Genomic DNA, 26,394 nt, shown 5'->3' with positions numbered 1-26,394 from the left:
CGGTCAGGCGACCTCGGTGACCCTCCCTGTGAAGGCGTCCAGGTTGCTCATGGCGCGGGCGATCCGCTCGTCGAGCGAGAGTGACTCCTCGTAACGGCCCGCCCTCAGCTTGGGCTGCCGCTTGCCGCGCAGATAGAGCGAGCAGGCGAGGTCGGCGCAGAGGTAGATGCCGACGGTGTTGCCCTCCCGCCCGCGCGCTCCGGCCAGGGGCGCCGCGAGGAGGGCGACACCGGAGGAGGCGTGCCCGGTCAGGCACACCTGGCAGATGCTGGACTTCACGGCGCTGGTCCGGCTCACCGAGGGGACCCGCAGGGTGATGCCGAGCGGCCCGTCGGGGCCGGGGCGCACGAGGTGGGCCCGCAGCGGCGCTCCCGGGTCGATCCAGCCGAGGAAGTCCAGGTCCTCCCAGGGGAGCTCGGCGAAGTCGAGGGGGAGCTTCATCCGGGCGGCCTCACCCTTCGTGCAGTTCACGAAGGACGCCCGGATCTGTTTCTCGTTCAGTGGTTCCACGTGCGGCGACGATACCCACCACCGCTCGCACAAGCATCCGCATTTCCCCGTGGACGCAGTCGTCACCCGTGCGGTCTACGGGGCGCGAACAAGCCGCGCCACGCCCGAGGGCACCCCACCGGCTCCGGCCGTACGGCACGTGCCCCGTCCGCCTCGCCGGTCCGACCACAGGCCCCGACCAGACAGAACGCACCCTCGACCGGACCCGAACAACAGGGTTCGGCCAGATGTCCCTGATGGGCGGACTGGCCGATCCTCGCGTGGACGACTGGATGCCCGAGGCATCTAATGAAGATCACCGAGGAAGACTCACCGCCTGCGAGGTCACCATGACCGTGACACCCCCCACGCCGGACACCGTCGCCTTCCCCCAGGACCGCACGTGTCCCTACCACCCGCCGGCCTCCTACGATCCGCTGCGCTCGGCCCGGCCCCTCTCCCGTGTCTCGCTCTTCGACGGGCGGACCGTGTGGGTGGTCACCGGCCAGTCGGTCGCGCGCGACCTGCTCATCGACCCGCGCCTGTCCACCGACCGGGAGAACCGCGCCTTCCCGATGCCCACGGAGCGCTTCGCCCTCTCACGCAAACGGCGCATCGCCCTCCTCGGAGTCGACGACCCCGAGCACAACGCCCAGCGCCGCATGCTGATCCCGAGCTTCACCCTCAAGCGGATCACGGCACTGCGGCCCCGCATCCAGGAGACCGTCGACCGGCTCCTCGACGCGATGGTCGAGCAGGGCCCGCCGGCCGACCTGGTGAGCGCGTTCGCGCTGCCCGTGCCATCGATCGTGATCTGCTCACTGCTCGGGGTGCCCTACGCCGATCACGACTTCTTCGAGGAGCAGTCACGGCGGCTGCTGCGCGGGCCGGACGTGACGGACACGGAGGCCGCGCGCGAGCAGCTCGACGCGTACTTGGGCTCGTTGATCGACCGCAAGCGGCGTGAGCCGGGCGACGGACTCCTCGACGACCTCATCCACCGCAGGCCGGACGAGAAGGAGATCGACCGCGAGGAACTGATCAGCCTCGCCACGATCCTGCTGATCGCGGGGCACGAGACCACGGCGAACATGATCTCGCTCGGCACGTTCACCCTGCTCCGCCATCCGGACCGGCTGGAGGAGCTGCGCTCCGCCGACTCGCTGCTGCCCGCCGCGGTCGAGGAGCTGCTGCGCTTCCTGTCCATCGCGGACGGCATCCTGCGCGTCGCCACCGAGGACATCGAGGTCGCGGGCGAGACCATCCGGGCGGACGACGGGGTCGTCTTCTCCACCTCGCTCATCAACCGCGACGACGACAGCTTCACGGCCCCCGACTCCCTCGACTGGCACCGCCCCACGCGCCACCACCTCGCGTTCGGCTACGGAGTGCACCAGTGCCTGGGGCAGAACCTGGCACGGGCCGAGATGGAGATCGCGCTGCGGTCGCTGTTCGCGCGACTGCCGGGGCTGCGCCTCGCGGCGCCCGCCGAGGAGATCCCGTTCAAGCCGGGCGACACGATCCAGGGCATGCTCGAACTCCCGATCACCTGGTGAGTGCCCGAGCCGTCAGAACCGATCCCGGGCGTTCACAACCGACACCCGAGAACCGACCTCTGAGAACCCAACCCGAGCCGTGAGAGAGGCGCAGACCGTGCAGATCCGGATCGACAAGGACAGCTGTGTGGGTGCGGGCATGTGCGCACTGACGGCGCCGAACGTGTTCACGCAGGACGACGACGGCTTCAGCGAGGTGCTGGAGGGCCGCGAAGACGGCGCCGGCGACCCGCTGGCGCGGGAGGCGGCCCGCGCCTGTCCGGTGCGGGCCATCACCGTCGCCGACAGCTGAGGTCCCCTGCTCAGGCAGGCGGTACGACGGCCACCGGGCACGGCGCGTGGTGCATCACGGCGTGCGCGACGGACCCGATGCGGGACCCTACGGCCGAGCGGCGGGCGCGGCGGCCCACGACCACCAGCTGGGCCCCCGCACCCGACGCGAGAAGGACCTGGCCGGCGCTGCCGATCTCGACGTGCTCGACCACCGGCACGTCGGGATACCGCGCGCGCAGCGGTTCGAGCGCCTCGCCGAGCGCCTTCCTCTCGTACGGCTCCATGCCGCCGGCCTCGTCGAGCAACTTCAGTGAGGCGGGGCTGTACGCGTACAGGGGCGGCAGAGTCCACGCGCGGACGACCTTGAGGGTCGCGCCGCGTGCGGACGCGATGGCGAAGGCGAACTCGAGGACCGCCCTGCTGTCCTCGGGCGCGCCCTCCTGGCCGACGACGATCTCGCGGCCCGCCGCCTCCGGTTCGGCGCGGTCGTCGGCCCTCACCAGGACGACGGGCCGCGCCGACTCGGCGATGACCTGCTGCCCGACCGACCCGACGAGGAAGCCGACGAGCGCGCCGTGTCCCCGCGAGCCGAGGACCAGGAACTCCGCGTCTGCGGCGGCGTCGAGGAGCGCGGGAACGGCTGCGTCGGACGGGGACTCGACCGACACCGGCAGCCGGGGGTGACCGCTCGCCACGGCGCGCGCGGCCTCATCGGCCACACTTCTGGCCCAATCGGCCTGCGCCGCGGCATCGGGCGCGGACGCCGCCACGTCCGGCAGCGGGGACCAGGCGTGCAGCAGGCGCAGCCCGTACCCACGGCGGACCGCTTCGCGCGCCGCCCACGCCGCAGCGGCCGAGCTCTCCGGCGATCCGTCCACTCCCGCGGTGATCCAGCGGTCCATGCGCCTGCCTCTCCGTCACTGATCAGGTCCCGACCAGTGTGCGTCAGCGAGGCAGGCAACACGTCAGAGCACCCTAGGCGCGGCTGCGTGCGGCGTTGGTGGGTTCCGCGACCACGTCGCCGAGGAACTGCGACCAGCCACCCTTGGGTGCCTCTCCGACTTCCAGCGAGCGGAGCCGGTCGAGCACGTTCGGGTCCTGGGCGTCCAGCCAGTCGACGAACTGCCGGAAGGAGACGAGACGTACGTCCTTCTTGCCGGCGATCTCCTTGAACGCGGCCTCGACGGCGTCCATGTAGATCCCGCCGTTCCAGTCCTCGAAGTGGTTGCCGATGAAGAACGGCGCCCGGTTCGTCTCGTACGTCCTGTTGAAACCCGCGACGTAGGACTCGGTGGCCTGTTGGCGCCAGGCCGCGTAGTTGTAGGACGGCCCTCGCGTGGAGTTCTTCGACTGGTTGGCCAGGATGTTGTAGTCCATCGAGAGGACCTCGAACTTGTGGCCGGGGAACGGGATGGCCTGGAGCGGCAGGTCCCACAGCCCCTGTCGCTTCTCGGGCCAGCGCTGGACACCGCCGGGCGACGAGGCGTCGTAGCGCCAGCCCAGCTCGCGGGCGGTGGGCAGCAGGTTGTCCCGGCCGAGCAGACAGGGTGTGCGGCCGCCGATGAGTTCCTGGTCGTAGTCGAACGGCAGGGGGTCGTCCTGGTGCCAACCCGTGTTCGTACGCCAGGTCTTGACGAAGGAACGCGCCTGCTCGATCTCGCTGCGCCACTGCGCGGGCGTCCAGTTGGCGACGGAACCCGAGCCGGCGCAGAAGTGGCCGTTGAAGTGCGTGCCGATCTCGTGGCCGTCGAGCCAGGCCTGCCGGGTGTACTTCAGCGTCTCCTTGAGGTGCGCGTCGGTGAGGTACCCGACGTCGGAGGCGCCGACGGGGTTGTTCGGCGGGTCGTAGAGACGCTTCTTCGACTCGGGCAGCAGATAGAGACCCGACAGGAAGAACGTCATGCGGGCGCCGTGGTTCGCGGCCAGTTCGAGGAAGCGTGGGAAGTAGCCTTTGCCGATCTCGCCCGCGCCGTCCCAGGAGAAGATCACGAACTGCGGCGGCGTCTGGCCTGGTTCGAGGGGGACGGGCGCCGTGGGCTGGTTCGGCTGCCTGCCGGTGTACGCCGTCGAGCCGTCACCGATCAGCTGGGGCGCAGCCTTCCTGCCTGAGTGGGCGCCCTGGTCGGGGTAGCGGCCGGGGCCCCCGGGCGGGCGGGCCTCGTCGTTGCCCGTTCCGCATCCGGCAAGGCCCGCGGCAGCGGCGCCCAGACCGATCCCGAGTCCCAGTCCCACGGCTCCTCTGCGGGTGATCTCACTCATCGGCATCCCAACCCGCGTCCGCGAGGGACGCGTTGCGCAACCCCCCAGACAACACACGCACCGTAAGTCGGATAAGCATACAAATAGTGCATTTGGGTCGGCGTGGCGGACAAAGCGCTGCGTAAAGCGCCGGCCGGGCCGGAGCCCGCAGGCCGGGAGGGGGTACCGATGTCGGGTCAGCTCGCGTCGGGGTCGCCGACGACCTTCCCCGGGTTGAACAGGTCCAGCGGGTCAAGGGTGTTCTTCACCGCGCGCTGCACCGCGCAGACCTCGGGGCCGAGTTCCTGCCGCATGCCGCCCCGCTTGAGCAGGCCGACGCCGTGCTCCCCGGTGACCGTGCCGCCCGCGGCGACCGCGGCGCCGAGCAGCTCTTCGAACGCGGCCTGCGCCGCGCGGCGCGCCCCGGCGTCGCCCGGCGGGGTGATCAGGAGCGGGTGGAGGTTGCCGTCCCCCGCGTGCGCGATGGTCGCGATCCGCACTCCGTGCCGCTGCCCGATCTCCTCGACGGTGGCGAGCATGGCGGGCACGGCCGAGCGGGGTACGCAGATGTCCTCGGTCAGCACGGGGCCCAGACGTTCGAGGGCCGGGTAGGCGAGCCTGCGGACGTCGAACAGGGCCTCTGCCTCGACGGCGTCGGTGGACTGTTCGGCCCAGAGCGCTCCGGCGTCCGTGAACGCCTCGGCGACCGCCGCCGCCTCCGCCGCGCCCGCGTCGCCCGGCGCGTCGATCCGCGCCAGGAGCAGCGCGGCGGCGCCGGGTTCGATCCCGAGGTGCTTCCAGTCCTCGACCGCCTGCATGCAGTGCCGGTCGAGGAGTTCCAGGGCGGCGGGCTGGAGGCCGCGCCGGGTGCACAGCGCGACGGCGGCGCCCGCTGCGACGAGCCCGTCGAAGGCGCCGACGACGGTGCGGGGTTCGGCGGCGGGCGCGGGACGGAGGCGCAGCGTGATCTCGGTGATCACTCCGAAGGTGCCTTCCGAGCCGACGAACAGGCCGGTCAGGTCGTAGCCGCTGACGCCCTTCGTGGTGCGCCGGCCGAACCGGACGCGGCTGCCGTACTCGCCCGCGGGCCCGCCCATCACGGCTTCGAGGCCGAGGACGTAGTCACGGGTGACGCCGTACTTGAGGCAGCACAGGCCGCCGGCGTTCGTGGAGACGTTGCCGCCGATGGTCGACCAGGGGGCGCTGGCCGGGTCCGGCGGGTACCAGAGGCCGTGCTCGGCGACGGCCGCCTTCAGGTCGTTGTTGACGACGCCGGGCTGTACGACGGCGAGCAGGTTCTCGGTGTCGATCTCCAGGATGCGGTTCATCCGCGAGAGGTCGAGGACCAGGCAGCCGTCGGTGGCGTTCGCGCCGCCCGAGAGCCCGGTGCCGGCGCCACGGGTCACGACGGGTACGGACAGCGCGGCACAGGCGCGCACCACCTGCTGCACTTCGCCGGCGTCCGCCACCCGGACCGCCGCGAGCGCCCGGCCCACCGGCGCCCATTCCGCGTCGTCGTGGCTGAGCCCGGACAGCACGTCGCCGTCCTCGATCAGGGTGAGGCCCGGCAGCGCCTCGGCCAGGTCGTTCAGGAGCTCGCGGTCGGGTGCCGTGTCGATGTCGTCGTCTCCTCGGGCGAGAACCGTTCGATTACGGTCGCAGTCTAAAGACGGCCTTGATCCACTTCCCGACCGGTACCCGCTCCACTATGACCTCGGTGGCGAGGGCGTGGACTATCTCGAGGCCGTGCCCGCCGATGCGCGCGGGGTCCTTGACGAAGAGGCGGGGCACGGCGGCGCTGCTGTCGTAGACGGTGACGGCCACCTCGTCCTTCGATCCCTCGAGATCGAGTACGTACGGACCATGGCTGTGGCGGTCCGCGTTGGTGACGAGCTCGCTGACCAGGAGCAGCAGATCACCGCGGGACCTGGCGTCGATCAGGGCGCACCACTCGGCCCGCAGCTGCTCGAGGAACACCTCGGCGAAGGCGCGCGCGTCTGCGATGCAGCCCGGCTCGCCGGTGTACTGCGTCGCCCGGCGCAGCGGCTCGGCGGGGTCGGCAGCACCGGTCGGCATCAAAGCTCCGTCCAGGTACTCGGTCATGCGGTTCTCTCAATGGGATCGATCGGCACAGTAACTCCCCTGCAGACCTCCTGATACCCAGTGGCGCGTGCGGCAGTCATAACCGGCCGGAACGGGCGGCAGGGAATGCCGCCCGTTCCGGTCCGGCCACGCGGTGCGCGAGGTCAGCAGCTCATTTTCCACGTATGGGAGTCGCCGCTGTCGTTGCCCCAGCTGTCGGAGGCGATCTCCTGCCCCGGGGCGAGGCAGACAGTGCCGAGACCGACGAGGCCCGGGTTCTCGTAGACCTGTACGTGGTCCTTGATGCCGGGGCCCGAAATGCCATGGTTCGCCCAGGAGGAGTCCTGGTCCTGGATGGGGTCCTCCCAGTCGTGGTCGTCGCCCGACCAGTTGGTGCGCTGACCGCCGAAGTTCGCGTCCGTCCAGGCACAGAACTGGCCGCTGGGGCACGAGGCGCCGAAGGCGGAGGACGAAGTGGCGACGGCGCCGCCGAAGGCGAGGGCGACGGCCGCGAGGAGCGCGGCGGAGTTCTTGATGATCACTGCGTCTCTTTCTCTTGCTGCTGAATCGGCTGTTGCTGTTTCTGCTGCTTCTGCTGGGTGAGGAGGTCCCTCGCGCGGTTCAGGGCGCGTTCCCGAAGGCGCTGCCAGTCCGTGACGTCGGCGCGGTGTCCGGCCCGTACCGAGGCGAGGCTGGTCTTGCGGTAGGCCGCTTCCGGCTTGAGGTTGTTGACGACGGTCGAGACCTGGAACCAGCGGCGCTGGTCGCCGTAGAGCGCGCGCTGCGCCGAGGCCAGGCAGCCGTCGGTGTGGGCGCGCACGGAGTATCCGGTCGGCAGCCTCAGGGAGAGTTCCGTGCGCCCGGCGCCGAACAGGGCGTCGGACAGGCGTTCCTCCTGGGCCTGCGTACCGGGCCGCCTGCCGGGGCGCGGCGGCGTGAGTCCCTGCGCGGTGAGGCAGCGGTCGGTCAGGAGCTGGGTGGCGGCCTTGACGGTGTCGTCCGGGGAGAGTGCGGGCCCGGGGTCCGGGGCCGCGCAGCCGGTGACGAGCAGCCCGGCCAGGGACAGCGGGCCGAGCACGGCGAGCGCCAGGAAAGGCCGTGCCCAGGGGCGCGGTCGGTGCGTCATCGGCGGATCAGCCCGCTTCGCATCCCATCTTGTTGTCGCTGACGCCGTCGAGCTTGGTGGCCCACGCCTCCCAGTTCTCGTCGTAGTCGTCCTTGCGGATCTCCCGGTAGAGGCAGCTGTTTCCCGGTCCGTAGCTGATCGCATAGACGGTGCCGTCGACGCGGGAGTCGAAGGAGTAGGCATGGCGCTGGGTACCGTTCTCCGCCTCGGCGTAGCCGGGTGGCGCGTAACACCAGGCCTGGCCGTGCTGGCCCGGCTCGGTCCAGAAGCAGACCTGGCCGGGGCCCGCAGCGCGCGCGGAACCGGCCGGCGCGGTGGCGACGGCGGTCGGGGCGGCGAGGGTCAGCGCGGCGGCGACGCCGGCGAGAGCGGTGGTGAGCAAGGCGGTGCTGCGGTGCATTCGAGCGGCTCCGAAAGTGTGGTGACGGCGCTGTGCTTGACCACACTCCCCCGGCGTTTATGCAGGTAAGCGCGGCGCCACCCGTACCGGCTACTAGTCATATCGGCGCCGCGTCGATCACGGGTGGGGAACGAGCGCGGCCTTGGACGCGCGGGTGCGCTGCATCCGCAGGGCGTCGACCGATTCGGCGAGGAACTCGTATTCCGTGGTGTCGTCGCGAGTGATCAGCCGGACGAGTTTCCCGTCCGCGAGTTCCTCGGCCGCTTGTTCCTGCCGCTCGATATCGCCGCACCAGTCGCGCAGCGCGCCCGGCACATCGGGGACGGTGTCGGCGACCGGGGCAATGGCGTGTTCGGGGAAATGCGGATTGCCGGGGCGCGGATCGAGCCGTTCGGCTATCCAGGAAGCTCGGTCGCGCAGCCACCACATCGCGAGCGGCAGAGTGGGCGCGCGGTACGTTCCGAGCGGTACGCCGACGCGCTGACCGCCGCAGATTCCGTACGCGGTGACATGGCACAGGAATTCCTCGTGCACGTTCTCCCCCGTCGCGTCGTTCGCCGCCCTGCGGGCCTCACTTTCATTCCGTGCGATGTGCGTGATCCGTGCGGGTGCGCCGGGTCGGACCGGCGAAATGATCTATTGGATGGGCATCATTCAACTTCCTCAGAAGACGAGTATCGACTCTTCCGACGCGCTGTCACCATGCCTTTCTGGCCAGTCTCCTGGCATATTCAGGGCGTCGAATGGCCGGAATGGAACGGGTGCGCGGGTGTGAAATCCCCGCCATCGAGGAAGCAGCACGTCATGCACTCCAAGGACGTTCTCACCGACGCGTTCGGACGGATCCACGAAACGGTTCACTCGGTGGTGGAAGATCTTTCCGCCGAGGAACTCAACACCCGGCTCAATGACGACTCGAACTCGATCGCGTGGCTGATCTGGCACCTCACACGCGTGCAGGACGATCACATCTCCGACGCCTTCCACACCGATCAGGTCTGGCTCGCCGACGGCTGGGCCGACCGCCTCGATCTCGCCCTGCCACCCTCCGACACGGGGTACGGCCACAGCGGCAAACAGGTGGCCAAGGTGCAGGTCCCGTCGGCCGATCTGCTGCTCGGCTACTTCGACGCCGTGCACGAGCGCACCCTCGCCCACATGGCAGAACTGACCGACGCGGACCTGGACCAGGTGATCGACGACACCTGGTCGCCGGCGGTCACGCTGGGCGTGCGGCTGGTGAGCGTCATCTCGGACGATCTCCAGCACTCGGGGCAGGCCGCCTATGTGCGCGGGATTCTCGAGCGCCTCTGAGGCCGGGCGCGCGCCCCGTGTGAATCGGGCGCACCCAGTCACTGCGTTCGCACGCTTCCAGCCATCGGAACGACGCAGTCCACTACGAGGGGAACCCCGCACAGGATCGACGGCTCCTGCGCGGAGGGGCTGCCGGCCACTCCCTACCCACGCCCAGGCCGGCGGCCCCGTTCACCCACTCCCCGGCGTCAGCTCCCGAGCCGCTCCTCGAGCCGGATCGTGACGCGGTCCCCCGCCTCCTTGCCGATCGCCTTACGTACGTCGGCCTTGACGGGCAGCTTGTGCCGCCCGTCCCCAAGAGCCATGAACGAGCTCCGGAACGGATGGCCGTCGACCGTGCCCCTGACCTTGACCAGGCCGCGCGTCCCGAAGAAGGCGGCCGATTCGGGCCATACGACATAGGTCCAACCACCTTCGTTCGGACTCCTCTCCAGGACGGCGCCGAACTCCTCGTTCAGGGTGCTGGACGTACTCATCTCTGCCTCCTCGGGGGTTCCCCGTCATCACTGAAGACCTGCCGCGCGCGCGGAACTCATCGCACCCGGAGCGCTCCGCCGGCCCTCCCCGGCGTGGTTGAGGTCTTGACAACTCGATTGGTCTGGACCAGCTTTGGGCCCTACAGCGGTGGCCACCGTTCACTCCCGCCCCCTTCACTCCCCACCGGAGGCAGTAAGTGGACCGTGCACGCAGATGGATCAAGGGCGCACTGGCCGTCACCGCGGCCGCAACGCTCGGCGTCACCGCTCTGGCGACCACGGCGCAGGCCGCCGACATCAACGTCGCGAAGAACGCCGGGTTCGAATCGGACCTGAGCAACTGGACGTGCTCCGCCGGCACCGGTTCCGTGGTCGGCTCCCCCGTGCACGGCGGCGCCAAGGCGCTCAAGGGCACACCGACCGCGCAGGACACCGCCCAGTGTTCCCAGGCCGTCGCGGTCAAGCCCAACTCGACGTACACGCTGAGCTCCTGGGTCCAGGGCAGTTACGTGTACCTCGGCGCGAGCGGCACGGGCACCACCGACGTGTCGACGTGGACACCGGGATCCTCCGGCTGGCAACAGCTGAGCACCACGTTCACGACCGGCGCGAACACGACGTCCGTGACCGTCTACACCCACGGCTGGTACGGGCAGAGCGCGTACTACGCCGACGACGTGAGCGTGCTCGGTCCCGACGGCGGCGGTGGCGGCGGCGATCCCGTCGTCATTCCGGCGGTCCCCGCGGGACTCGCGGCGGGCACCGCGACGTCCTCCTCGGTCGACCTCTCCTGGAACCCGGTCTCCAACGCCACCGGCTACAACGTGTACCGCGACGGCTCGAAGGTCGCCTCCGTCAGCGGCGCGTCCGCCACCGTCACCGGACTCGCCGCCGCCACCTCGTACAGCTTCCAGGTCAGCGCGACCAACTCGGCCGGTGAGTCCGCGAAGTCGGCGGCCGTCACCGCCAGGACCGCGACCTCCGGGAGCGGTGGCGGCGGCACCGTGCCCAAGCACGCGGTGACCGGCTACTGGCAGAACTTCAACAACGGCGCGACCGTACAGAAGCTGCGGGACGTGCCCTCCCAGTACGACATCATCGCGGTGTCCTTCGCCGACGCCACCAGCACGCCGGGCCAGATCTCCTTCACGCTCGACCCCGCCGTCGGATACGCGTCGGCCGCCGACTTCAAGGCCGACATCGCCGTGAAGCAGGCCGCGGGCAAGTCCGTGATCCTCTCGGTCGGCGGCGAGAAGGGCAGCGTGTCCGTCAACAGTGACGCGTCGGCCACCGCGTTCGCCGACAGCGCCTACTCCCTGATGCAGCAGTACGGGTTCGACGGCGTCGACATCGACCTCGAGAACGGCCTCAACTCCACCTATATGTCGAAGGCCCTGCACCAGCTCTCCGCGAAGGCCGGCGCGAAGCTGGTCCTCACGATGGCGCCGCAGACCATCGACATGCAGTCGACGTCCGGCGAGTACTTCAAGACGGCGCTGAACGTGAAGGACATCCTCACGGTCGTCAACATGCAGTACTACAACAGCGGTTCGATGCTCGGCTGCGACGGCAAGGTGTACAGCCAGGGCTCGGTCGACTTCCTGACCGCGCTCGCCTGCATCCAGCTGGAGGGCGGTCTCGACCCGTCGCAGGTCGGCCTCGGCGTCCCGGCGTCGACGCGCGGAGCGGGCAGTGGCTACGTGGACCCGTCGGTCGTCAACAACGCGCTCGACTGCCTGACGCGCGGCACCGGCTGCGGCTCCTTCAAGCCCGCGAGGACCTATCCGGGCCTGCGGGGCGCGATGACCTGGTCCACGAACTGGGACGCGACGGCGGGCAACGCCTGGTCGAACAGCGTTGGCCCCAAGGTGCATTCACTCCCGTAAGCGCCCTGCGGTGTGCACGGCGGCACTCAGTTCAGCAGCTGCCACAGGTGGGCGCAGGCGGCGTCCTCCGTGGGATGCCGCGCGATCGTCTCGTGGGTGCCGCGCTCGTACGCTCCGGTCTCCCACCCTCCGCCGGGGTCCTCGCGCACATAGAGGAAGTCGGTGGGGGTGGGGGACGGTTCGTGGACGCCCTCGATCCAGTAGTGGGTCGGGGGCACGGCGGCCTGCCGCAGAGCGCGCTCCAGTGCGTTCCGGTCCACGAAACCGTCCTCCTGTCCCGATCTCGCTTACGCGGGCTCGAGGTAGTCGTGTTCCAGGAGCCACTTCACGTTGAGGCGCTGGCCCTCACCGGGGTTGAGGAACACCTGGTCGAGCTTGATCTGACGGCCCCCGCCGGGCTGCTCGAACCAGGGAGCGATCGGGCCCTGCCACACGAAGAACGACTTGGCGACCTCGTAGACGTGATAGTCGCACGCGTAGGCGGGCTCACGGGTGTTGAGGTTCTGCGGGGGCAGCGCTCGCTTCTCGTACGCGTCCCCGGCGGGCGCCAGGTAGGAGCCGTACTCCGAGCCGAACCGGTCGAGGGTCTGTCCGGGCCGCAGCTCGGTGGGGCGGCGGTCGACCTGGCCGTTGGTCTCGGTGAATCCGTCGTTCGGCGGGTACTTCCACTTGCCGGAGTCGGCCGCCCCCTCCCAGTACTTCTTCAGGAACGCCTTCGGGCCGAGGGAGCCGGTGCGGTGGTAGGCCTTCAGAAGCGGGCCGACCGGGGCCTGCCACTTCTTGGGCAGGTACTTCGGGCCGAGCCGGGCGTCGCCTTGGAACTCACCCGTGCAGGGCTCGTGCGCGGCGGCCGCGGGCACGGGCTCCGCTGCCGCTGCGGACGGCGGCGCGGTGAGCGCCACCACCGCTCCCAGGGCGGCCAGGACCAGACGTAGGGACTTCACGCGGTCGTCTCCTCGATGCTTCGACGGATCGTCAGGTCCGCATGCGCACAGTGATCACGCGGACACTCAGGGAGACTACGGTGATCTTCGGCTGCAGTGGCGACATCCAGCCACCGCGCTGTTCACCCGTCATGAAGGCGCGACACCTTGCCGCGGAGACGCCACACCCCGCCGCGAAGACTCGCCACCCCGCCACCACGCAGGCGAGTCAGCCCGCCATGAAGACGAGCGTGCCGTCCGGGAGCCGCGCCTCGATCCGGGCGCCGTGTTCCACGGTCCGGCTGACGGTGCAGTACTTCTCGTGGGTCAGACGCACACCGCGGGCGAAGGCGTCGTCCGCCCGCTCGTCGCCCTCGGGCAGCTCCAGTTCGTAGCTGACGCGGACCGCGCCGACGCGGCCGTCGTCCTCGGGGCGTGACACGGACTCCACGACGATGCGCAGTCCGTCGTGTTCGACGGTGCGGGCCGTGCGGTCGGTGACGAGGCCGCCGCAGCCGCCGAGGGCGGCGAGGAGCAGCTCGACCGGGGTGAACGACGGCTGCACGTCAGGGTCTTCGGCGGCGCCGATGCGGACCTCGGCGCCGCGGTCGTTGCGTGCGGTCCAGTCGCGGAAGCCGTTGCGGACGGTCTCGATGCGGTAGTCGGCCATGTCGGGTGGTTCTCCCTCGCTGCGGTCGCCCGGTCCTGCTCGTCCCCGGCACCGTACGGGCGAGGGGGCGCGGGGCGGCGCAGGCCGGACCGTCGGGCGGGCATGAACGCCCGCTCGGTCGCGTCAGGGAGTGGGCAGGCGTCCGCCGCAGCGGGCGCAGTAGGCCGCCGCGGAATCCTCGGAGACCCGGTCGCAGGCGGGACAGATCCGGCCGAGCAGGCAGGCCGGTTCACCGCCCTCGCGGGCCGGGGGCCGCGCGATGGTCAGGCCGGGGCGTCTGCGGTGGGCGGTGAGGTAGGCGAGACCGTCGGCGCCGGCCGTCACGGAGCGTCGTTCACCGCGCGCGATGAACACCAGGGCGCCGGGCGTGAGTTGCTCCTCTTCGTCGGCGCGCCGGAGCGACCCACCGCCTTCGAGGACGACGAGCAGGACGTCGAGGTCCGGCTCGACGTGCTCGGCGACGACGGTGCCCGGCCGCAGCCGGACGAGGTTCGCGTCGAGCTGCCGTGCCGCGCCGTCGAGCTTCCACAGGGCGCCCGTCCGGGACTCGTCCGCGGTGCGCAGCACGTCCGCAAGTGACACTCGGCCCGACGGCATGGCTCTCCTCTTTCGGCGGTTGGTACGTCGTGGACTTCGCAGCCTACGGCGTGCGCGAGGGCATCCCCAACGACTGTCAACTGAAGGTTGACACCCACTGCACTGTCAACCTACGGTTGTCACATGACGGAATCTGCGAAGCCAGTAGGCATGACCACACCTGTACGCCTCGACGACCTGATCGACGCCATCAAGAAGGTCCACACCGACGCACTCGACCAGCTCTCCGACGCCGTGATCGCCGCGGACCACCTCGGCGACGTCGCGGACCATCTGATCGGCCACTTCGTGGACCAGGCACGCCGCTCCGGGGCGTCCTGGACCGACATCGGCAGGAGCATGGGGGTCACCCGGCAGGCCGCCCAGAAGCGGTTCGTGCCCAAGGCCTCCGGCGAGGTCGGTGAACTCGATCCCAGCTCGGGCTTCGGCCGCTACACCCCCCGGGCGCGCAACGTCGTGATGTCCGCACAGAACGAGGCCCAGGCCGCCGGCAACGACGAGATCAGGCCCGAACACCTCGTCCTCGGCCTCCTCGCCGAGCCCGAGGGGCTCGGCGCGCAGGCCATCCGGGCGCAGGGCGTGCTCCTCGACACCGTCCGGCAGAACGCGACGGCCACGCTGCCCCCGGCCGTCTCCGACGTGCCCGGCCTCGTCAAGTTCGACGCGAACGCGAAGAAGGCCCTGGAGCTGACCTTCCGCGAGGCGCTGCGCCTGGGCCACAACTACATCGGTACGGAGCACATCCTGCTGGCCCTGCTGGAGCAGGAGAACGGCTCGGGCACCCTCACCGAGTCGGGTATCGACAAGGCCGCGTCCGAGGCGCACATCGCGGACACGCTGGCCGCGATCGTCAAGGAGCGGGCGAAGCGACAGTCCTGACGGGCCGTCTGCCGATCGGGTGTCCCGGAGTGCTCGCGGCGCTTCGGGACACCTTTGCGGTCCTGCGTCGCGCGCGGCCCTGATGGGAGAATGCCCCCCATGACTGAGCGCGCAGGAACCCAGGCCCGGCCGGAGGACCTCGTCGACATCGATGAACTCGTCGACGCGTATTTCACCAAGGTCCCCGACGTGGACCGACCCGAGCAGCGCGTCGTCTTCGGCACGAGCGGGCACCGAGGCTCCAGCCTGGACGGCGCGTTCAACGAACGGCACATCGCGGCGATCACGCAGGCCATCGTCGAGTACCGCACGGCCGAGGGCATCACGGGCCCGCTGTTCATCGGGCCCGACACCCACGCCCTCTCGCGCCCAGCGCTCGACACGGCACTCGGCGTCCTCGCGGCGAACGGCGTACGCGTCTTCGCCGACGTCCACGACGGCTACGTGCCGACCCCCGCGCTCAGCCACGCCATCCTGCGCTGGAACAGCACCGCGTCCGACGAGCTCGGCCAGGCGGACGGCATCGTCATCACGCCGAGCCACAACCCGCCGCGCGACGGCGGCTTCAAATACAACCCGCCGCACGGCGGCCCCGCCGACTCCACGGCGACGTCCTGGATCGCGCGCCGCGCCAACGAGCTGCTCGCCGACGGCAATCGGGAGGTGCGCACCACGAAGGACGTGGCTCCGGAGACGTACGACTTCCGTGAGCGGTACGTCGAGGAGCTGAGCACCGTCATCGACACCGACGTCATCCGGGCGTCGGGGCTGCGCATCGGCGCGGACCCGCTCGGCGGGGCGAGTGTGCACTACTGGGCACGGATCGCGGAGATGTACGGACTCGACCTGACGGTGGTCAACCCCGAGGTGGACCCGACCTGGCGGTTCATGACGCTCGACTGGGACGGCAAGATCCGGATGGATCCCTCGTCGGCCCCCGCGATGGCGTCCGTCCTCGCGAAGCGGCACGACTACGACCTGCTGACGGGGAACGACGCGGACGCCGACCGGCACGGCATCGTCACGCCCGACGCCGGGCTCATGAACCCGAACCACTATCTGGCCGTCGCGATCCACTACCTGGCGACGCACCGCACCGGCTGGCGGTCCGACGCCGCGATCGGCAAGACGCTGGTGTCGAGCGCCGTCATCGACCGGATCGTCGCGTCGCTCGGCCGCGAGCTGCTCGAAGTCCCTGTCGGGTTCAAGTGGTTCGTGCCGGGGCTCGTCGACGGGTCGGTCGCCTTCGGTGGCGAGGAGAGCGCGGGCGCGAGCTTCGTGCGCAAGGACGGCGGCGTCTGGACGACCGACAAGGACGGCATTCTGCTCGCGCTGCTCGCGGCCGAGATCACCGCGGTGACCGGGAAGACCCCGTCGCAGTACTACGCCGAACTCGCCGCGGAGCACGGCTCGTCCTCGTACGCGCGCGTCGACGCGAAGGCGACCAAGCAGCAGAAGGCCCGTCTCGCCGAGCTCAGCGGCGACGCGATCACCGCGGACACCCTCGCGGGCGAGACCATCACCGGACGGCTCAGCCACGCGCCGGGCAACGGCGCCGCGATCGGCGGCGTGAAGGTCACCACGGAGAACGCCTGGTTCGCCGCGCGGCCGAGCGGCACGGAGGACGTGTACAAGATCTACGCCGAGTCGTTCCGCGGCCCTGACCACCTGGCCCAGGTGCAGACGGAGGCGCAGTCGATCGTGGACGCGGCGCTCGCGGAGGACTGACGGGACGTGGGCGGCAGCGCGCGGGACCCTCGCCCCAGCACTGCCGCCCACGTTCTTCGCCGTCCGACTACTCCGCGGCCGTCGCCTCCACGAGGCCCGGGACCTCGGCGACGCTGTCCAACACGTAGGTGTGCGGGTGCAGTTCGAGCTCTGTGCGCGGGAGCTGGCCGGTGAGCACGCCCACGACGACACCCGCGCCCGCGTGGTGCCCCGCCTGGAGGTCGACCGCGGTGTCGCCCGCGACGAGCACCTTGCGGACGTCCACGACGCCGGTCTTCTCCATCGCCCGGTGGATCATGTACGGGGCGGGGCGGCCGCGGACCACCTCGTCGGCGGTGACGACCGCGTCGAGGTTGCCGCCCTCATCCGTGGACCAGCCGAGCGACGCGAGCAGCGGCAGGGCGACGTCAGCGCTGAAACCGGTGGTCAGGGCGACCTTGATGCCCCGGGCGCGCAGCTCGGCGAGGGCCTTGTCGGCCTGGGCTATGGGCTGCGGCGGGACCTCTTCGTAGCGCTCCTTCAGGAACGTTCGGAAAACCCCGTACTGCCGCTCGACCAGCTCCGCGTCGGGGGTGCCGCCGCCCAGGCGGACCAGCGCGTCGATGGCCTCGCGCTTGTCCGTGCCCATCCACGTCTGGAGGTCCTGCGCGTCGACCGTCACGCCGGTCGACTCGACGGCGTGGCGCAGCGCCTCGTACACCGCGCCGTACTCCTCGATCGTGGTGCCTGCCATGTCGAAGACGGCGAGTTCAATCACTGGGGTTCTCCTCGTCAGTGCGGTACCGGCCGACGACGGTGCGTCCCTCGGCGGTGTTCTCGATGGTGAAGTTGGCGAGTGTGGGCAGATAGCGGTCGTCGGCGTACTCCAGGGGCACGCCGTCCCGCGAGAACGCCAACCGCCTTACGCGCAGCAGGGGTTCACCCGGCTCGATGCCGAGGAGCGCCGAGTCCTGCGTGTCGGCGGCGATGGCGTCGATGGTGTGGCGGGCGTGGTGCAGGTCCACATCGCGCGCGCACAGGGCCTCGTAGATCGAGCCCGCGTCGGGGTCCATGTCGAACAGGTGCCGGCCGACGTGGAGGACGAACGTGGAGCGCTCGACCATGACCGGCACACCGTCCAGGTGGCGCAGCCGGACCAGGTCGACCACGGGTTCGCCCTCGTCGAGGCCGAGCCGCGCGGCGGCCTCCGGGGAGGCCCGGCGGCGGGCCACCTCGACGGTCAGCTGACCGGGTTCGCGGCCGATGGACCTGGCCCACTGGGTGAACGACATGAGCGACGCGAAGGGCTGCGACGGGGCCGCCCTTCTGGCGACGGGCGGCTTGCCCCGGCCGCCCACGAGATGCCCGTCCGACCGCAGTATCGACAAGGCCTGCCTGACCGGCCCCCGGGAGGTCCCGAACTCTTCGCAGAGCTGGGATTCGCTCGGTACCGGCTCGCCCTCCGGCCACTCACCCGACTCGATACGCCGCAGGAACTCGGCGCCGAGCTGCTCATGGAGCGGCACACCCTTACTTGTCTTCACAAGATGACTATCGCAGCTCGACCCATCTCTCCTCAAGGCCCGCACGTGTCCAGCACGGGGCCGCGTGATGACGTTTCGCGGTCGCCCACCCCCGCTCCGGGGCACGGAAGGTAAACAGACGGAAAACTTGTACACACAAGTCTTGCCCCATGCGCCCGAAGCCTCGCACGCTGCAATCCATGAGCATCACAACAGCGCCCTCGTCCGCCCCTTCGCCCGCCGCCGACCTGCCCAGCGGCCGCAGCGACCTGGTCATCGTCGGTGCCGGGGTCGTCGGCCTCGCCCACGCCTTCGAGGCCACCCGACGCGGCCTGACCGTCACGGTCATCGAGCGCGACTGGCAGCCCGTAGGCGCTTCGGTACGCAACTTCGGGCACTGCTGCATCACGGCACAGCGCGGCGACCTGCTGGAACTCGCCTACCGCTCGCGGGCTGGGTGGTTGGAGGCCGCGAAGAGCTCCGGCCTGTGGGCCAAGGAGGCCGGCGCCCTCGTGGTGGCGAGGTCGGAGGCGGAACTGGCGGTCCTGGAGGAGCTGCGCGAGGAGCGCGGCGCGGACACCGTCCGGCTGCGGACCCGCGAGGAGGTCGCGGGAGAACTGGGCCGGGGCGCCGACGCCAGCGACATCGTGGGCGGCGCCTTCCTTCCGGACGACCTGCGCGTCAACCCCCGAGAGGCCGCCCCGGACCTGGCCGCATGGCTGTCCATACAGCCCAACGTCACCGTGGTGTGGGGCACGAACGTCAACGGCGTCGAAGAGGGCACGGTCCACACCAGCAGGGGCCCGGTCCACGGCGACCGGATCCTCGTCTGCGTGGGCCACGACCTGGACCGCCTGTACCCCACGGCGGCGGAGGAGCACGGCATCGAGCGCTGCCGCCTCACCATGGCGCGGGTCACGGCTCCCGATGCCTTCCGTACGGACGCGGCGATCCTGACCGCCACGTCCATGCTGCGCTACGACGCCTTCACGGCCATGCCGTCGGGGCAGAGGCTGCGCGAGGAGGTCATCGGCCACAGCCCCGAGCTGCTCGACGTCGTCGCGAACGTCATGTTCACCCGCCTGCCCGACGGCACGGTCCTGGTCGGGGACTCCCACGCCTACGGGCGGACCACGACCCCGTTCGAGGACGAGCCGACGGCGCGGCTGCTCCTCGACTCGGCGGCCGGGGTCCTCGGCGCCGGTGCTCTGCGGGTCACAGAACGCTGGCAGGGCGTCTACGCGAGCAGCGGCCGCGGCCCGCTCCTGGTCCGCGACATGGCACCCGGCGTACGGGCCATCTCGGTCACCTCGGGCATCGGCATGACGCTCTCGTTCGGCCTCGCCGCCGCCACGTTCGACGAGTCCCTGGCCTCGACGGCCTGACCGCCCGCCGCGGACAAGGTCCCGGCCACCGCCACTCCACCCCGGCACAGAGGGCAGCCCGCGCCGTGAGCACGTCTCGCGGCGCGGGGCCCGGCACTGCGTAGCACTGCGGCACGTCACCCCCCGCACTCATGGCTCACCAGGCACCGAGGACAAGGAGACCACCATGCCCGACGGCACCCGGCCAGGGGTCGCGCCCGACCCGCTCCGGTCCCCCGCGGCAGACCCCGCCTCCGCCCGGCGGTCGCTGCGCTGGCGCTGGCAGATCTTCGCCGTCACCTGGATCGCGTACGCGGGCTTCTACTTCGTCCGGCAGGCGTTCTCGGTCGCCAAGCTCGGCATTCTGGACGACCCCGCGGTCAACCACACCCTCACGTCCCACACGCTCGGACTGATCGACGCCGTGTATCTCGCGGCGTACGCGGTGGGGCAGTTCGCGTGGGGCTCGTGGGCGGACCGGTTCGGGCCGCGGGTCGTCGTGATCGGCGGGATGGCGGGCGCGGTGGTCGCGTCGGCGGTCATCGGCCTGAGCACCTCGCTCGTGGTGTTCGGCATCGCGATGGCCGTGCAGGGGCTCGCACAGTCGACGGGCTGGGCCCCGCTGTGCAAGAACGTGACCAGTTTCGTGCCGGTGAAGGAGCGCGGCCGGATCCTCGGCCTGTGGTGCACGAACTACGCGTTCGGCGGCCTCGCGGCGCCGCCGTTCCTCGGCTGGTGGGCGTACTCGGTCTTCGACAACTGGCACGCGGCGTTCCTGGCCGGGTCGGCGACGCTGGCCGTCGTACTCGCGCTGTTCGTCGTCTTCCAGCGCAACGAGCCTGCGGACGTGGGTCTCCCCAGGCCGGACGCCCAGGAGACGACGGCCGAGTCCGGCGCCGCGCCCGAGCCGACCGAGGCGCCGCCCACCTCGCGCGAGATCTACCGCGAGATCCTGCGCGACCGGATGGTCCTGACGCTGAGCGCCGCGTACTTCCTGCTCAAGCCCGCCCGGTACGCGCTCCTGTTGTGGGGCCCGGTGATCGTCAGTGAACGGCTGCCCGGGGTGGGCAAGTTGGAGGCCACGCTGATCCCGGTGGCGTTCGGCGTGGCCGGCGTGCTCGCGCCGATGACGGTCGGCTGGATCTCGGATCGCCTGTTCTCCTCCCGGCGTGTGCCGCCGTGCGTCCTCTCGCTCGGTCTGCTGATGGTGACGCTCGCGGCGTTCGTGCCCCTCACCGCGACCGGCAGTACCGGGACGATGGTCGCCGTCCTGGCCGTGATCGGTTTCGGCCTCTACGCCGCCGACGCCCTGATCGCGGGCGTGGCGGCCGTCGACTCGGGAGGCACGGCCGGTGCGGGCACCGCCACCGGTTTCGTCAACGGCTGCGGCTCCGTCGGCGCGATCCTCGGCGGCCTGCTCCCGGGCTTCCTCTCGACCACCGTGCTCTTCTACGGCTTCGCCGCCGCCGCGGCACTCGCGGGAGTGGTCATGCTGCCGCACTGGAACCGGACGGCCGTGACGGCCTGAGGACCGCGGGGTCCGGCCCGGGGTTGATCAAGTTTTTGCCCTTGGCCGGATCCCGCCCGTCCGGCCCGCCCGCATTCCGGCAATGACCGGCGCGCCGTCGCGATTTGCGATGGGGACCGTTCCGCCCTGTCAAGCAAGGAGCGGCCGAAACCGTCGGGTCACCGGCCTCCACCGGGTTGCCGGCGCGTTGACCGTACACAGCGCCATGTCACACGCTCGACATATAGGTGCTGGATACAACTGATTCGGCGCCGGAACGGCATGCAGGAGGAACGTATGTGTGGCATCACCGGCTGGGTCTCCTTCGATCGCGACCTGCGCGCGTCGGCCGACACATTGGATGCGATGACGCAGACGATGGAGTGCCGCGGCCCGGACGACCGCGGCACGTGGACCGAGGGGCCCGCGGCGCTCGGCCACCGCAGGCTCGCGATCATCGACCTGCCAGGCGGGCGCCAGCCGATGACCGCCGAGACGCCGCGCGGCACCGTCGCGCTCGTGTACTCCGGCGAGACGTACAACTACACGGAACTCCGCAGCGAACTGACCGGACGCGGGCACAGGTTCACCACCGACTCCGACACCGAGGTCGTGCTGCGCGGCTACCTGGAGTGGGGCGAGGCGCTGGCCGAGCGCCTGAACGGCATGTACGCGTTCGCCGTCTGGGACGGCCGCGAGAACAAGCTCGTGATGATCAGGGACCGCATGGGCATCAAGCCGTTCTATTTCTACGAGACTCCGGACGGCGTCCTGTTCGGGTCCGAGCCCAAGGCGATCCTCGCCAATCCGCTCGTGAAGTCGCGGGTGACGCTCGACGGTCTGCGGGAGCTCTTCACCATCGTGAAGACGCCGGGTCACGCCGTCTGGGACGGGATGCACGAGGTGGAGCCGGGCACCATCGTGACCGTCGACCGCGGCGGACTGCGGCAGCGGGCGTACTGGACACTGGAGACCCGCCCGCACACCGACGACCGCGACACGTCGATCGCGACCGTGCGCTCGCTCCTCGACGACATCGTGCGGCGCCAGCTCGTCTCCGACGTGCCGCGCTGCACGCTCCTGTCCGGTGGCCTCGACTCGTCCGCCATGACGGCGATCGCCGCGCGGCAGCTCGGTGAACAGGGCGAGACCGTACGCAGCTTCGCCGTGGACTTCGTCGGCCAGACGGAGAACTTCGTCGCCGACGAGATGCGCGGCACGCCCGACACCCCGTACGTGCACGACGTGGCAAAGGCCGCCGGCACCGACCACCGCGACATCGTCCTCGACTCGAACGAGCTGGCCGACCCGGAGGTCCGGGCCCGGGTGATCCGGGCCCGTGACATCCCCGCGGGCTTCGGCGACATGGACGCGTCGCTCTATCTGCTGTTCCGGGCGATCAGGGAGCACTCGACGGTCGCCCTGTCGGGCGAGTCCGCCGACGAGGTGTTCGGCGGCTACCTCCAGTTCTTCGACGAGGAGGCGCGCAGTGCCGACACGTTCCCGTGGCTGGTGCGCATGTCCCAGCACTTCGGCGACGACTCCGACGTCCTGCGCGGCGACCTGGCCGGCGCCCTCGACCTGGACGGATACGTCCGCCGCAGCTACGCCGGTGCCGTGCGCGGCATCCAACGCCTGGACGGCGAGAGCGACTTCGAGTACCGGATGCGCAGGATGTGCCATCTGCACCTGACCCGGTTCGTGCGGGTCCTGCTCGACCGCAAGGACCGCGCGAGCATGGCCGTCGGCCTGGAGGTGCGGGTCCCGTTCTGCGACCACCGCCTCGTCGAGTACGTGTACAACACGCCCTGGTCGCTGAAGTCGTTCGACGGCCGGGAGAAGAGCCTGCTGCGCGAGGCGACCGCGGACGTGCTGCCGAAGTCGGTGTACGACCGGGTGAAGAGCCCGTATCCGTCGACGCAGGACCCGAAGTACGCCGTCGCGCTCCAGAACCACGCGAAGGATCTGCTCGCCAGGCCCTCGCACCGGGTGTTCGACCTGGTCGACCGGGAGCGGGTCTCGCGGGCCGCGCACCGTGAGGCACCGCAGATCACGCAGGCGTCCCGGCGCGGGCTCGAACGCACGCTGGACCTCGCGCTCTGGCTCGACCTGTACAGCCCGGAGCTGACCCTTTCCTGAACCCGGTCCGCCCCGGCGGCAGCGTGCGGCGTCGGCCGTACGCTGCCGCCGGGGCGCGGCGCCCTATGCGCGGAGTCCTCAGCCCGCGTAGACGTCCTCCACGTACAGTCCGTCAGCGATCAGACCGGCCAGCCAGCGCTCCGCTTCGGCGTCGTCGGCTCCCGGCGTGCGGTCGCGGAACAGGGCGCGGAACGCGTCACGGACGCCGGGCGCCATCCGGGCACCGTCACCGCAGACGTAGACGCGCGCCCCGGACCCGAGCAGCGCCCACAGTTCGTCGGCCTCGGCGGCCACCCGGTGCTGGACGAAGGCGTGGCCCGTCTCGGGTGCCTCGCTGAAGACGGGGCGCAGGGAGACGACGCCCGCGGCCTCGGCGGCGCGCAGTTCGTCGGCGTGCAGGAAGTCACCGCGGGGGTGGTCGCAGCCGAAATAGCACAGGGCGGGCGCGAGCGGGGTACCGGCGGCGAGCAGGGCGCCGCGGTCGGCGATGGCGCCGCGGAACGGCGCGAGACCCGTCCCCGCGGCGATCATGACGACCGGGGTCTCGGAGTCGTTCGGGACGCGGAAGATCTCGCGGCAGGGCTGGACGCGGGCGAGCACCGTGTCACCGGGCCGGAGCCCGGCCAGGTACGTCGATCCGGTGCCGCGGAACCGGCCGCGGCCCGAGCGGGCGGGGGCGTCGAGGACGGACACCATGAGGTCGGCGTGTGTGGGGCTCCACTCGGCGCTCGACGAGATCGAGTAGTGCCGGGGCTTCAGCGGCGGCAGCAGGTCGAGGAGCTGCGGCCAGGTCAGGGCGCCGTGCAGCGCGGGGTGGTCCTCCACGAGTTCGACGAGCGTGCGCGGGTCGTCGGTGAGGGCCCCCAGCGCTGCCTTCTCGGGAGGGCAGGGGTTGGCCTCGGCGAGCAGCGCCACCTGGTCCGGGGTGGGGATCTGCCCCAACTCGACGTGGGACGTGAGTAGTTCACGGATCGTCAGCGGACGGTCGAGCGCGAACCCGTCGCGGCGCGGGCGGCGGGCCCTGATGTCGAGGACCGTGTCCAGGCCGATTCCGAAAGCGGCGGCCGCCCGTTCGACAAGCGCGGGATCCTGCGCGGGCAGCACGGTGAGATGGTCCCCCGTGCGGTACGTGACGCTCTCCGGCAGCACGAGACGTACGAAGCGCTTGGTGCGCGGGTGGTCGGGCGCGGTGAGGGAGCTTGCCTCGGTGACGGTGAACGGGACGAGCCCGTGCCGGGCGGCCGCGGCATCGAGGGGCCCACCACCGATCTCCCGGATCTCGTACGCATCCTCGGGCTCAGCGGTGTCGGCGGCGTCGGGGTCCCCGTACTGCGTGAGGAGCGCGGCGCGCAGTCCCGTCGTGAAGGTGCGGACGGTCGCGTTGAGGTCGCCGGAGGCGTCGGCCGCGGCGCGCTCGCACAGTCGGCTGCCGCCGAGTGCGTCGAGCCGTTCGTCGATGCGGGTCGGGACGTGCTGGTAGGTGGCGGCCCAGTTGCGGTCGCCCACGCCGAGGACCGCGTAGGTGACGTCGCTCGCGGCGCCGTCCGGCGCACCGTCGAGCCAGGTGGCGAACTCGGCCGCGTCGTCGGTGGGCCGGCCGTTGTAGGAGGCCGCGACCACGACGACGGGACGGTCGGTGGGCAGCGCTCCCGCATGGGTGTCGAGCGGCGCGACGGCCGTGTCGCAGCCCAGCGCGGCGACATCGTCGGCGAGCTGCTCGGCGAGGCCGCGGCAGGTCCCGTAGTTGCTGCCGTGCAGGAACAGCACCCCGGTGCCGGGCCGCACCCGCGCGGGCAGCTTGTCCGGTGCGGCCGTCCGCTCCTCGACCGGCGCGTGGCCGGGCAGGGCCGGGTGGTTCCGGTCGGCGGAGGTGCGCGGGACGAGCGTGAGGGTGAAGCCCTCCGGCTTGAGCGTCAGCGTCTCCTTGACCGTGAGATCGTAGTCGGCGTGGTCGATGAGCCGGTAACGGTGCACCAGGAGCGCGAGCAGCATCGTCGCCTCGTGGAGCGCGAACTGCCGTCCGATGCAGGCGCGTTCACCGGTGCCGAACGGCTTGAAGGCGTGCGGTGAGCGTGCGGCCTCCGCCTCGGGCGTGAACCGGGAGGGGTCGAACAGCTCCGGGTTGTCGCCCCACACCGGCTGCCGGTGCAGCATCGGCGCGAGGACAGTGACGGCCTGCCCGGCGCGCAGCGGGATGCGTCCGCCGAGGAGCGTGTCCTCGCGCGCGTGGCGGCTGAACGCGGCCGCGGTCGGCCACAGACGCAAAGCCTCGTTCAGCACCTGTCGTGTGTACGTGAGCCGGCCGACCTCGTCGAAGGTGGGCTCGGGGTCGGCCGCGTCCCCGAACAGGGCGTCGGCCTCCCGGCGTACGAGGTCGAGCACGGCCGGGTGCTTGGCCAGGTAGTAGAGGGCGAAGGACATCGCGCCCGAGGTGGTCTCGTGGCCCGCGATGAGGAAGGTGATGACCTGGTTGCGGATGTTCGCCGTGTCGAGCGCGGAGCCGTCGGGGTGGCGGGCGGTGAGCATCAGACCGAGCAGGTCGTCGCCTTCGGGTGCGTCGGCGCGCGCCGCGATGACCTCGTCGACCACCTGTGCCAGATAGTCCGCGTCGGCCTTGAACGCGGCGTCGGCGGCCGAGTGGTCGGAGCCGGGCGTGCGGGCGAGACGCTTCATCGACCATTCGAGGCAGCGGACCATGGCCTCCACGAAGGGGTGCGGCTCGGAGCCCTCGAAGGATCCGAAGTCGTAGCCGAAGCCCGCGAGTCCGATGGTGTCGAGGGTCATGCGCGTCATGTCGCCCGGCACGTCCACGGGGCTGCCCGAGTGCGCGGCGTGGTCCCAGGACTCGATGAGACGGCGGGACACCTGGTACATGACGGGGTGGTAGGTCCGCATGGAGCCCAGAGCGAAGGCGGGCATGAGGATGTCGTGGGCGCGGGCCCAGTTCGGTTCGTCGTTGTAGGCGGTGAAGAGGCCGTCGGCTGTGAAGGCGCGGACGTTCTCCAGGGCGGGGCCCACGTGCTTGGCGAAGCGGGTCTCGTCGGCGAGTTCGGTGACGAGGTCGAGGTCGCTGACGAAGAGTGCGTCGCGGCCGTGCAGCCTTCGCACGAGCGCGGGGCCGTGGCGGCGGGACAGCTCCATGGCCTGCTGGAGGGGCGCGGGTCCGGGACCCGTGGCGGAGATGTCGATGAGCGGAAGGCCGTCGGTGGGGGCCGGCGGGAGCAGCGCGGAGTCGGGCATGGGGG

The 26,394-nt window shown here is 70.9% G+C and carries 26 protein-coding genes; 9 read left to right on the top strand and 17 right to left on the bottom strand.

The window, feature by feature from the left end; genetic code table 11:
- Positions 1-3: 3 nt before the first annotated feature.
- Positions 4-510, bottom strand: a complete 507-nt coding sequence (locus tag ACWFR4_RS21090; protein ID WP_453468515.1) for an FBP domain-containing protein — start codon at positions 508-510, stop codon at positions 4-6.
- Positions 511-839: 329 nt separating this feature from the next.
- On the opposite strand from ACWFR4_RS21090, the gene ACWFR4_RS21085 reads away from it, so the two are divergent.
- Positions 840-2,045 carry a cytochrome P450 gene (locus ACWFR4_RS21085; protein ID WP_453653899.1) on the top strand — a complete coding sequence of 402 codons (1,206 nt, stop codon included), beginning with the start codon at positions 840-842 and terminating at the stop codon, positions 2,043-2,045.
- Between the two features lie 97 nt (positions 2,046-2,142).
- Positions 2,143-2,337 carry a ferredoxin gene (locus tag ACWFR4_RS21080; RefSeq protein WP_453468517.1) on the top strand — a complete coding sequence of 65 codons (195 nt, stop codon included), beginning with the start codon at positions 2,143-2,145 and terminating at the stop codon, positions 2,335-2,337.
- A 10-nt stretch (positions 2,338-2,347) separates the two neighbouring features.
- Here ACWFR4_RS21080 and ACWFR4_RS21075 read toward each other — a convergent pair whose 3' ends face one another.
- The 8 genes from ACWFR4_RS21075 to ACWFR4_RS21040 form a co-directional block, all read right to left on the bottom strand.
- A complete protein-coding gene (locus ACWFR4_RS21075) occupies positions 2,348-3,220 on the bottom strand; it encodes a universal stress protein (protein WP_453653897.1) in 873 nt (290 codons plus the stop codon).
- A gap of 73 nt (positions 3,221-3,293) precedes the next feature.
- Positions 3,294-4,577 (bottom strand): hypothetical protein, encoded by a 1,284-nt coding sequence (locus ACWFR4_RS21070; RefSeq protein WP_453653895.1) that lies wholly within the window; start codon positions 4,575-4,577, stop codon positions 3,294-3,296.
- 176 nt (positions 4,578-4,753) lie between these two features.
- The gene (locus ACWFR4_RS21065; RefSeq protein ID WP_453653893.1) at positions 4,754-6,094 is read right to left on the bottom strand and encodes an FAD-binding oxidoreductase; all 1,341 of its coding nucleotides are present in this window, start codon (positions 6,092-6,094) and stop codon (positions 4,754-4,756) included.
- Positions 6,095-6,206: 112 nt separating this feature from the next.
- Positions 6,207-6,659, bottom strand: coding sequence for an ATP-binding protein (locus ACWFR4_RS21060; RefSeq protein ID WP_453468510.1), 453 nt, complete (start codon positions 6,657-6,659; stop codon positions 6,207-6,209).
- Positions 6,660-6,802: 143 nt separating this feature from the next.
- On the bottom strand, positions 6,803-7,174 hold the full coding sequence (locus ACWFR4_RS21055) for a peptidase inhibitor family I36 protein (RefSeq protein ID WP_266570792.1): 372 nt from the start codon (positions 7,172-7,174) through the stop codon (positions 6,803-6,805).
- Between the two features lie 2 nt (positions 7,175-7,176).
- On the bottom strand, positions 7,177-7,764 hold the full coding sequence (locus tag ACWFR4_RS21050) for a hypothetical protein (RefSeq protein ID WP_453653891.1): 588 nt from the start codon (positions 7,762-7,764) through the stop codon (positions 7,177-7,179).
- A 7-nt stretch (positions 7,765-7,771) separates the two neighbouring features.
- Positions 7,772-8,164 carry a hypothetical protein gene (locus ACWFR4_RS21045; RefSeq protein WP_453653889.1) on the bottom strand — a complete coding sequence of 131 codons (393 nt, stop codon included), beginning with the start codon at positions 8,162-8,164 and terminating at the stop codon, positions 7,772-7,774.
- Between the two features lie 117 nt (positions 8,165-8,281).
- On the bottom strand, positions 8,282-8,698 hold the full coding sequence (locus ACWFR4_RS21040; protein ID WP_453469134.1) for a hypothetical protein: 417 nt from the start codon (positions 8,696-8,698) through the stop codon (positions 8,282-8,284).
- A 270-nt stretch (positions 8,699-8,968) separates the two neighbouring features.
- On the opposite strand from ACWFR4_RS21040, the gene ACWFR4_RS21035 reads away from it, so the two are divergent.
- Positions 8,969-9,478, top strand: a complete 510-nt coding sequence (locus ACWFR4_RS21035; protein WP_453469135.1) for a mycothiol transferase — start codon at positions 8,969-8,971, stop codon at positions 9,476-9,478.
- Positions 9,479-9,666: 188 nt separating this feature from the next.
- Here ACWFR4_RS21035 and ACWFR4_RS21030 read toward each other — a convergent pair whose 3' ends face one another.
- Positions 9,667-9,954, bottom strand: a complete 288-nt coding sequence (locus tag ACWFR4_RS21030) for a DUF1905 domain-containing protein (RefSeq protein WP_453469136.1) — start codon at positions 9,952-9,954, stop codon at positions 9,667-9,669.
- Between the two features lie 197 nt (positions 9,955-10,151).
- Between ACWFR4_RS21030 and ACWFR4_RS21025 the strand changes: the two genes are divergently transcribed.
- Positions 10,152-11,840: a chitinase gene (locus ACWFR4_RS21025; protein WP_453653887.1), complete on the top strand. Its 1,689-nt coding sequence runs from the start codon at positions 10,152-10,154 to the stop codon at positions 11,838-11,840.
- Between the two features lie 26 nt (positions 11,841-11,866).
- Here ACWFR4_RS21025 and ACWFR4_RS21020 read toward each other — a convergent pair whose 3' ends face one another.
- The 4 genes from ACWFR4_RS21020 to ACWFR4_RS21005 all read right to left on the bottom strand — a co-directional run bounded on the left by ACWFR4_RS21020 (position 11,867) and on the right by ACWFR4_RS21005 (position 14,030).
- Positions 11,867-12,100 carry a hypothetical protein gene (locus ACWFR4_RS21020; RefSeq protein WP_453468225.1) on the bottom strand — a complete coding sequence of 78 codons (234 nt, stop codon included), beginning with the start codon at positions 12,098-12,100 and terminating at the stop codon, positions 11,867-11,869.
- A 27-nt stretch (positions 12,101-12,127) separates the two neighbouring features.
- The gene (locus ACWFR4_RS21015) at positions 12,128-12,784 is read right to left on the bottom strand and encodes a TNT domain-containing protein (RefSeq protein ID WP_453468224.1); all 657 of its coding nucleotides are present in this window, start codon (positions 12,782-12,784) and stop codon (positions 12,128-12,130) included.
- A gap of 208 nt (positions 12,785-12,992) precedes the next feature.
- The gene (locus ACWFR4_RS21010) at positions 12,993-13,433 is read right to left on the bottom strand and encodes an OsmC family protein (protein ID WP_453468223.1); all 441 of its coding nucleotides are present in this window, start codon (positions 13,431-13,433) and stop codon (positions 12,993-12,995) included.
- A gap of 123 nt (positions 13,434-13,556) precedes the next feature.
- The gene (locus ACWFR4_RS21005) at positions 13,557-14,030 is read right to left on the bottom strand and encodes a cupin domain-containing protein (RefSeq protein ID WP_453653885.1); all 474 of its coding nucleotides are present in this window, start codon (positions 14,028-14,030) and stop codon (positions 13,557-13,559) included.
- A gap of 123 nt (positions 14,031-14,153) precedes the next feature.
- Here ACWFR4_RS21005 and ACWFR4_RS21000 point away from each other — a divergent pair, with 123 nt between their 5' ends.
- Positions 14,154-14,909, top strand: coding sequence for a Clp protease N-terminal domain-containing protein (locus tag ACWFR4_RS21000; protein WP_453468221.1), 756 nt, complete (start codon positions 14,154-14,156; stop codon positions 14,907-14,909).
- Positions 14,910-14,999: 90 nt separating this feature from the next.
- Positions 15,000-16,637, top strand: coding sequence for a phosphoglucomutase (alpha-D-glucose-1,6-bisphosphate-dependent) (pgm, locus tag ACWFR4_RS20995; RefSeq protein WP_453653883.1), 1,638 nt, complete (start codon positions 15,000-15,002; stop codon positions 16,635-16,637).
- 67 nt (positions 16,638-16,704) lie between these two features.
- On the opposite strand, the gene ACWFR4_RS20990 is transcribed toward pgm, so the two are convergent.
- Both ACWFR4_RS20990 and ACWFR4_RS20985 read right to left on the bottom strand, forming a co-directional pair.
- Entirely contained in the window at positions 16,705-17,394 is a 690-nt protein-coding gene (locus ACWFR4_RS20990) for a phosphonatase-like hydrolase (RefSeq protein WP_453653881.1), read from the bottom strand.
- Entirely contained in the window at positions 17,387-18,160 is a 774-nt protein-coding gene (locus ACWFR4_RS20985) for a GntR family transcriptional regulator (RefSeq protein ID WP_453468218.1), read from the bottom strand. The genes ACWFR4_RS20990 and ACWFR4_RS20985 overlap by 8 nt, the downstream gene beginning before the upstream one ends.
- Before the next feature lie 179 nt (positions 18,161-18,339).
- Between ACWFR4_RS20985 and ACWFR4_RS20980 the strand changes: the two genes are divergently transcribed.
- The 3 genes from ACWFR4_RS20980 to asnB all read left to right on the top strand — a co-directional run bounded on the left by ACWFR4_RS20980 (position 18,340) and on the right by asnB (position 23,149).
- The gene (locus ACWFR4_RS20980) at positions 18,340-19,524 is read left to right on the top strand and encodes a TIGR03364 family FAD-dependent oxidoreductase (RefSeq protein WP_453653879.1); all 1,185 of its coding nucleotides are present in this window, start codon (positions 18,340-18,342) and stop codon (positions 19,522-19,524) included.
- Between the two features lie 166 nt (positions 19,525-19,690).
- Positions 19,691-21,031, top strand: a complete 1,341-nt coding sequence (locus ACWFR4_RS20975; protein ID WP_453653877.1) for an MFS transporter — start codon at positions 19,691-19,693, stop codon at positions 21,029-21,031.
- Positions 21,032-21,307: 276 nt separating this feature from the next.
- Complete coding sequence (gene asnB / locus ACWFR4_RS20970) at positions 21,308-23,149, top strand: asparagine synthase (glutamine-hydrolyzing) (protein ID WP_453653875.1); 1,842 nt, start codon at positions 21,308-21,310, stop codon at positions 23,147-23,149.
- A 78-nt stretch (positions 23,150-23,227) separates the two neighbouring features.
- On the opposite strand, the gene ACWFR4_RS20965 is transcribed toward asnB, so the two are convergent.
- A complete protein-coding gene (locus tag ACWFR4_RS20965) occupies positions 23,228-26,389 on the bottom strand; it encodes a cytochrome P450 (RefSeq protein WP_453653873.1) in 3,162 nt (1,053 codons plus the stop codon).
- Positions 26,390-26,394 lie beyond the last annotated feature (5 nt).

Source organism: Streptomyces sp. NPDC055140, assembly GCF_053607285.1.
Note: the sequence above shows the minus strand (reverse complement) of the source record. Positions and strands in the feature narration are given on the sequence as shown.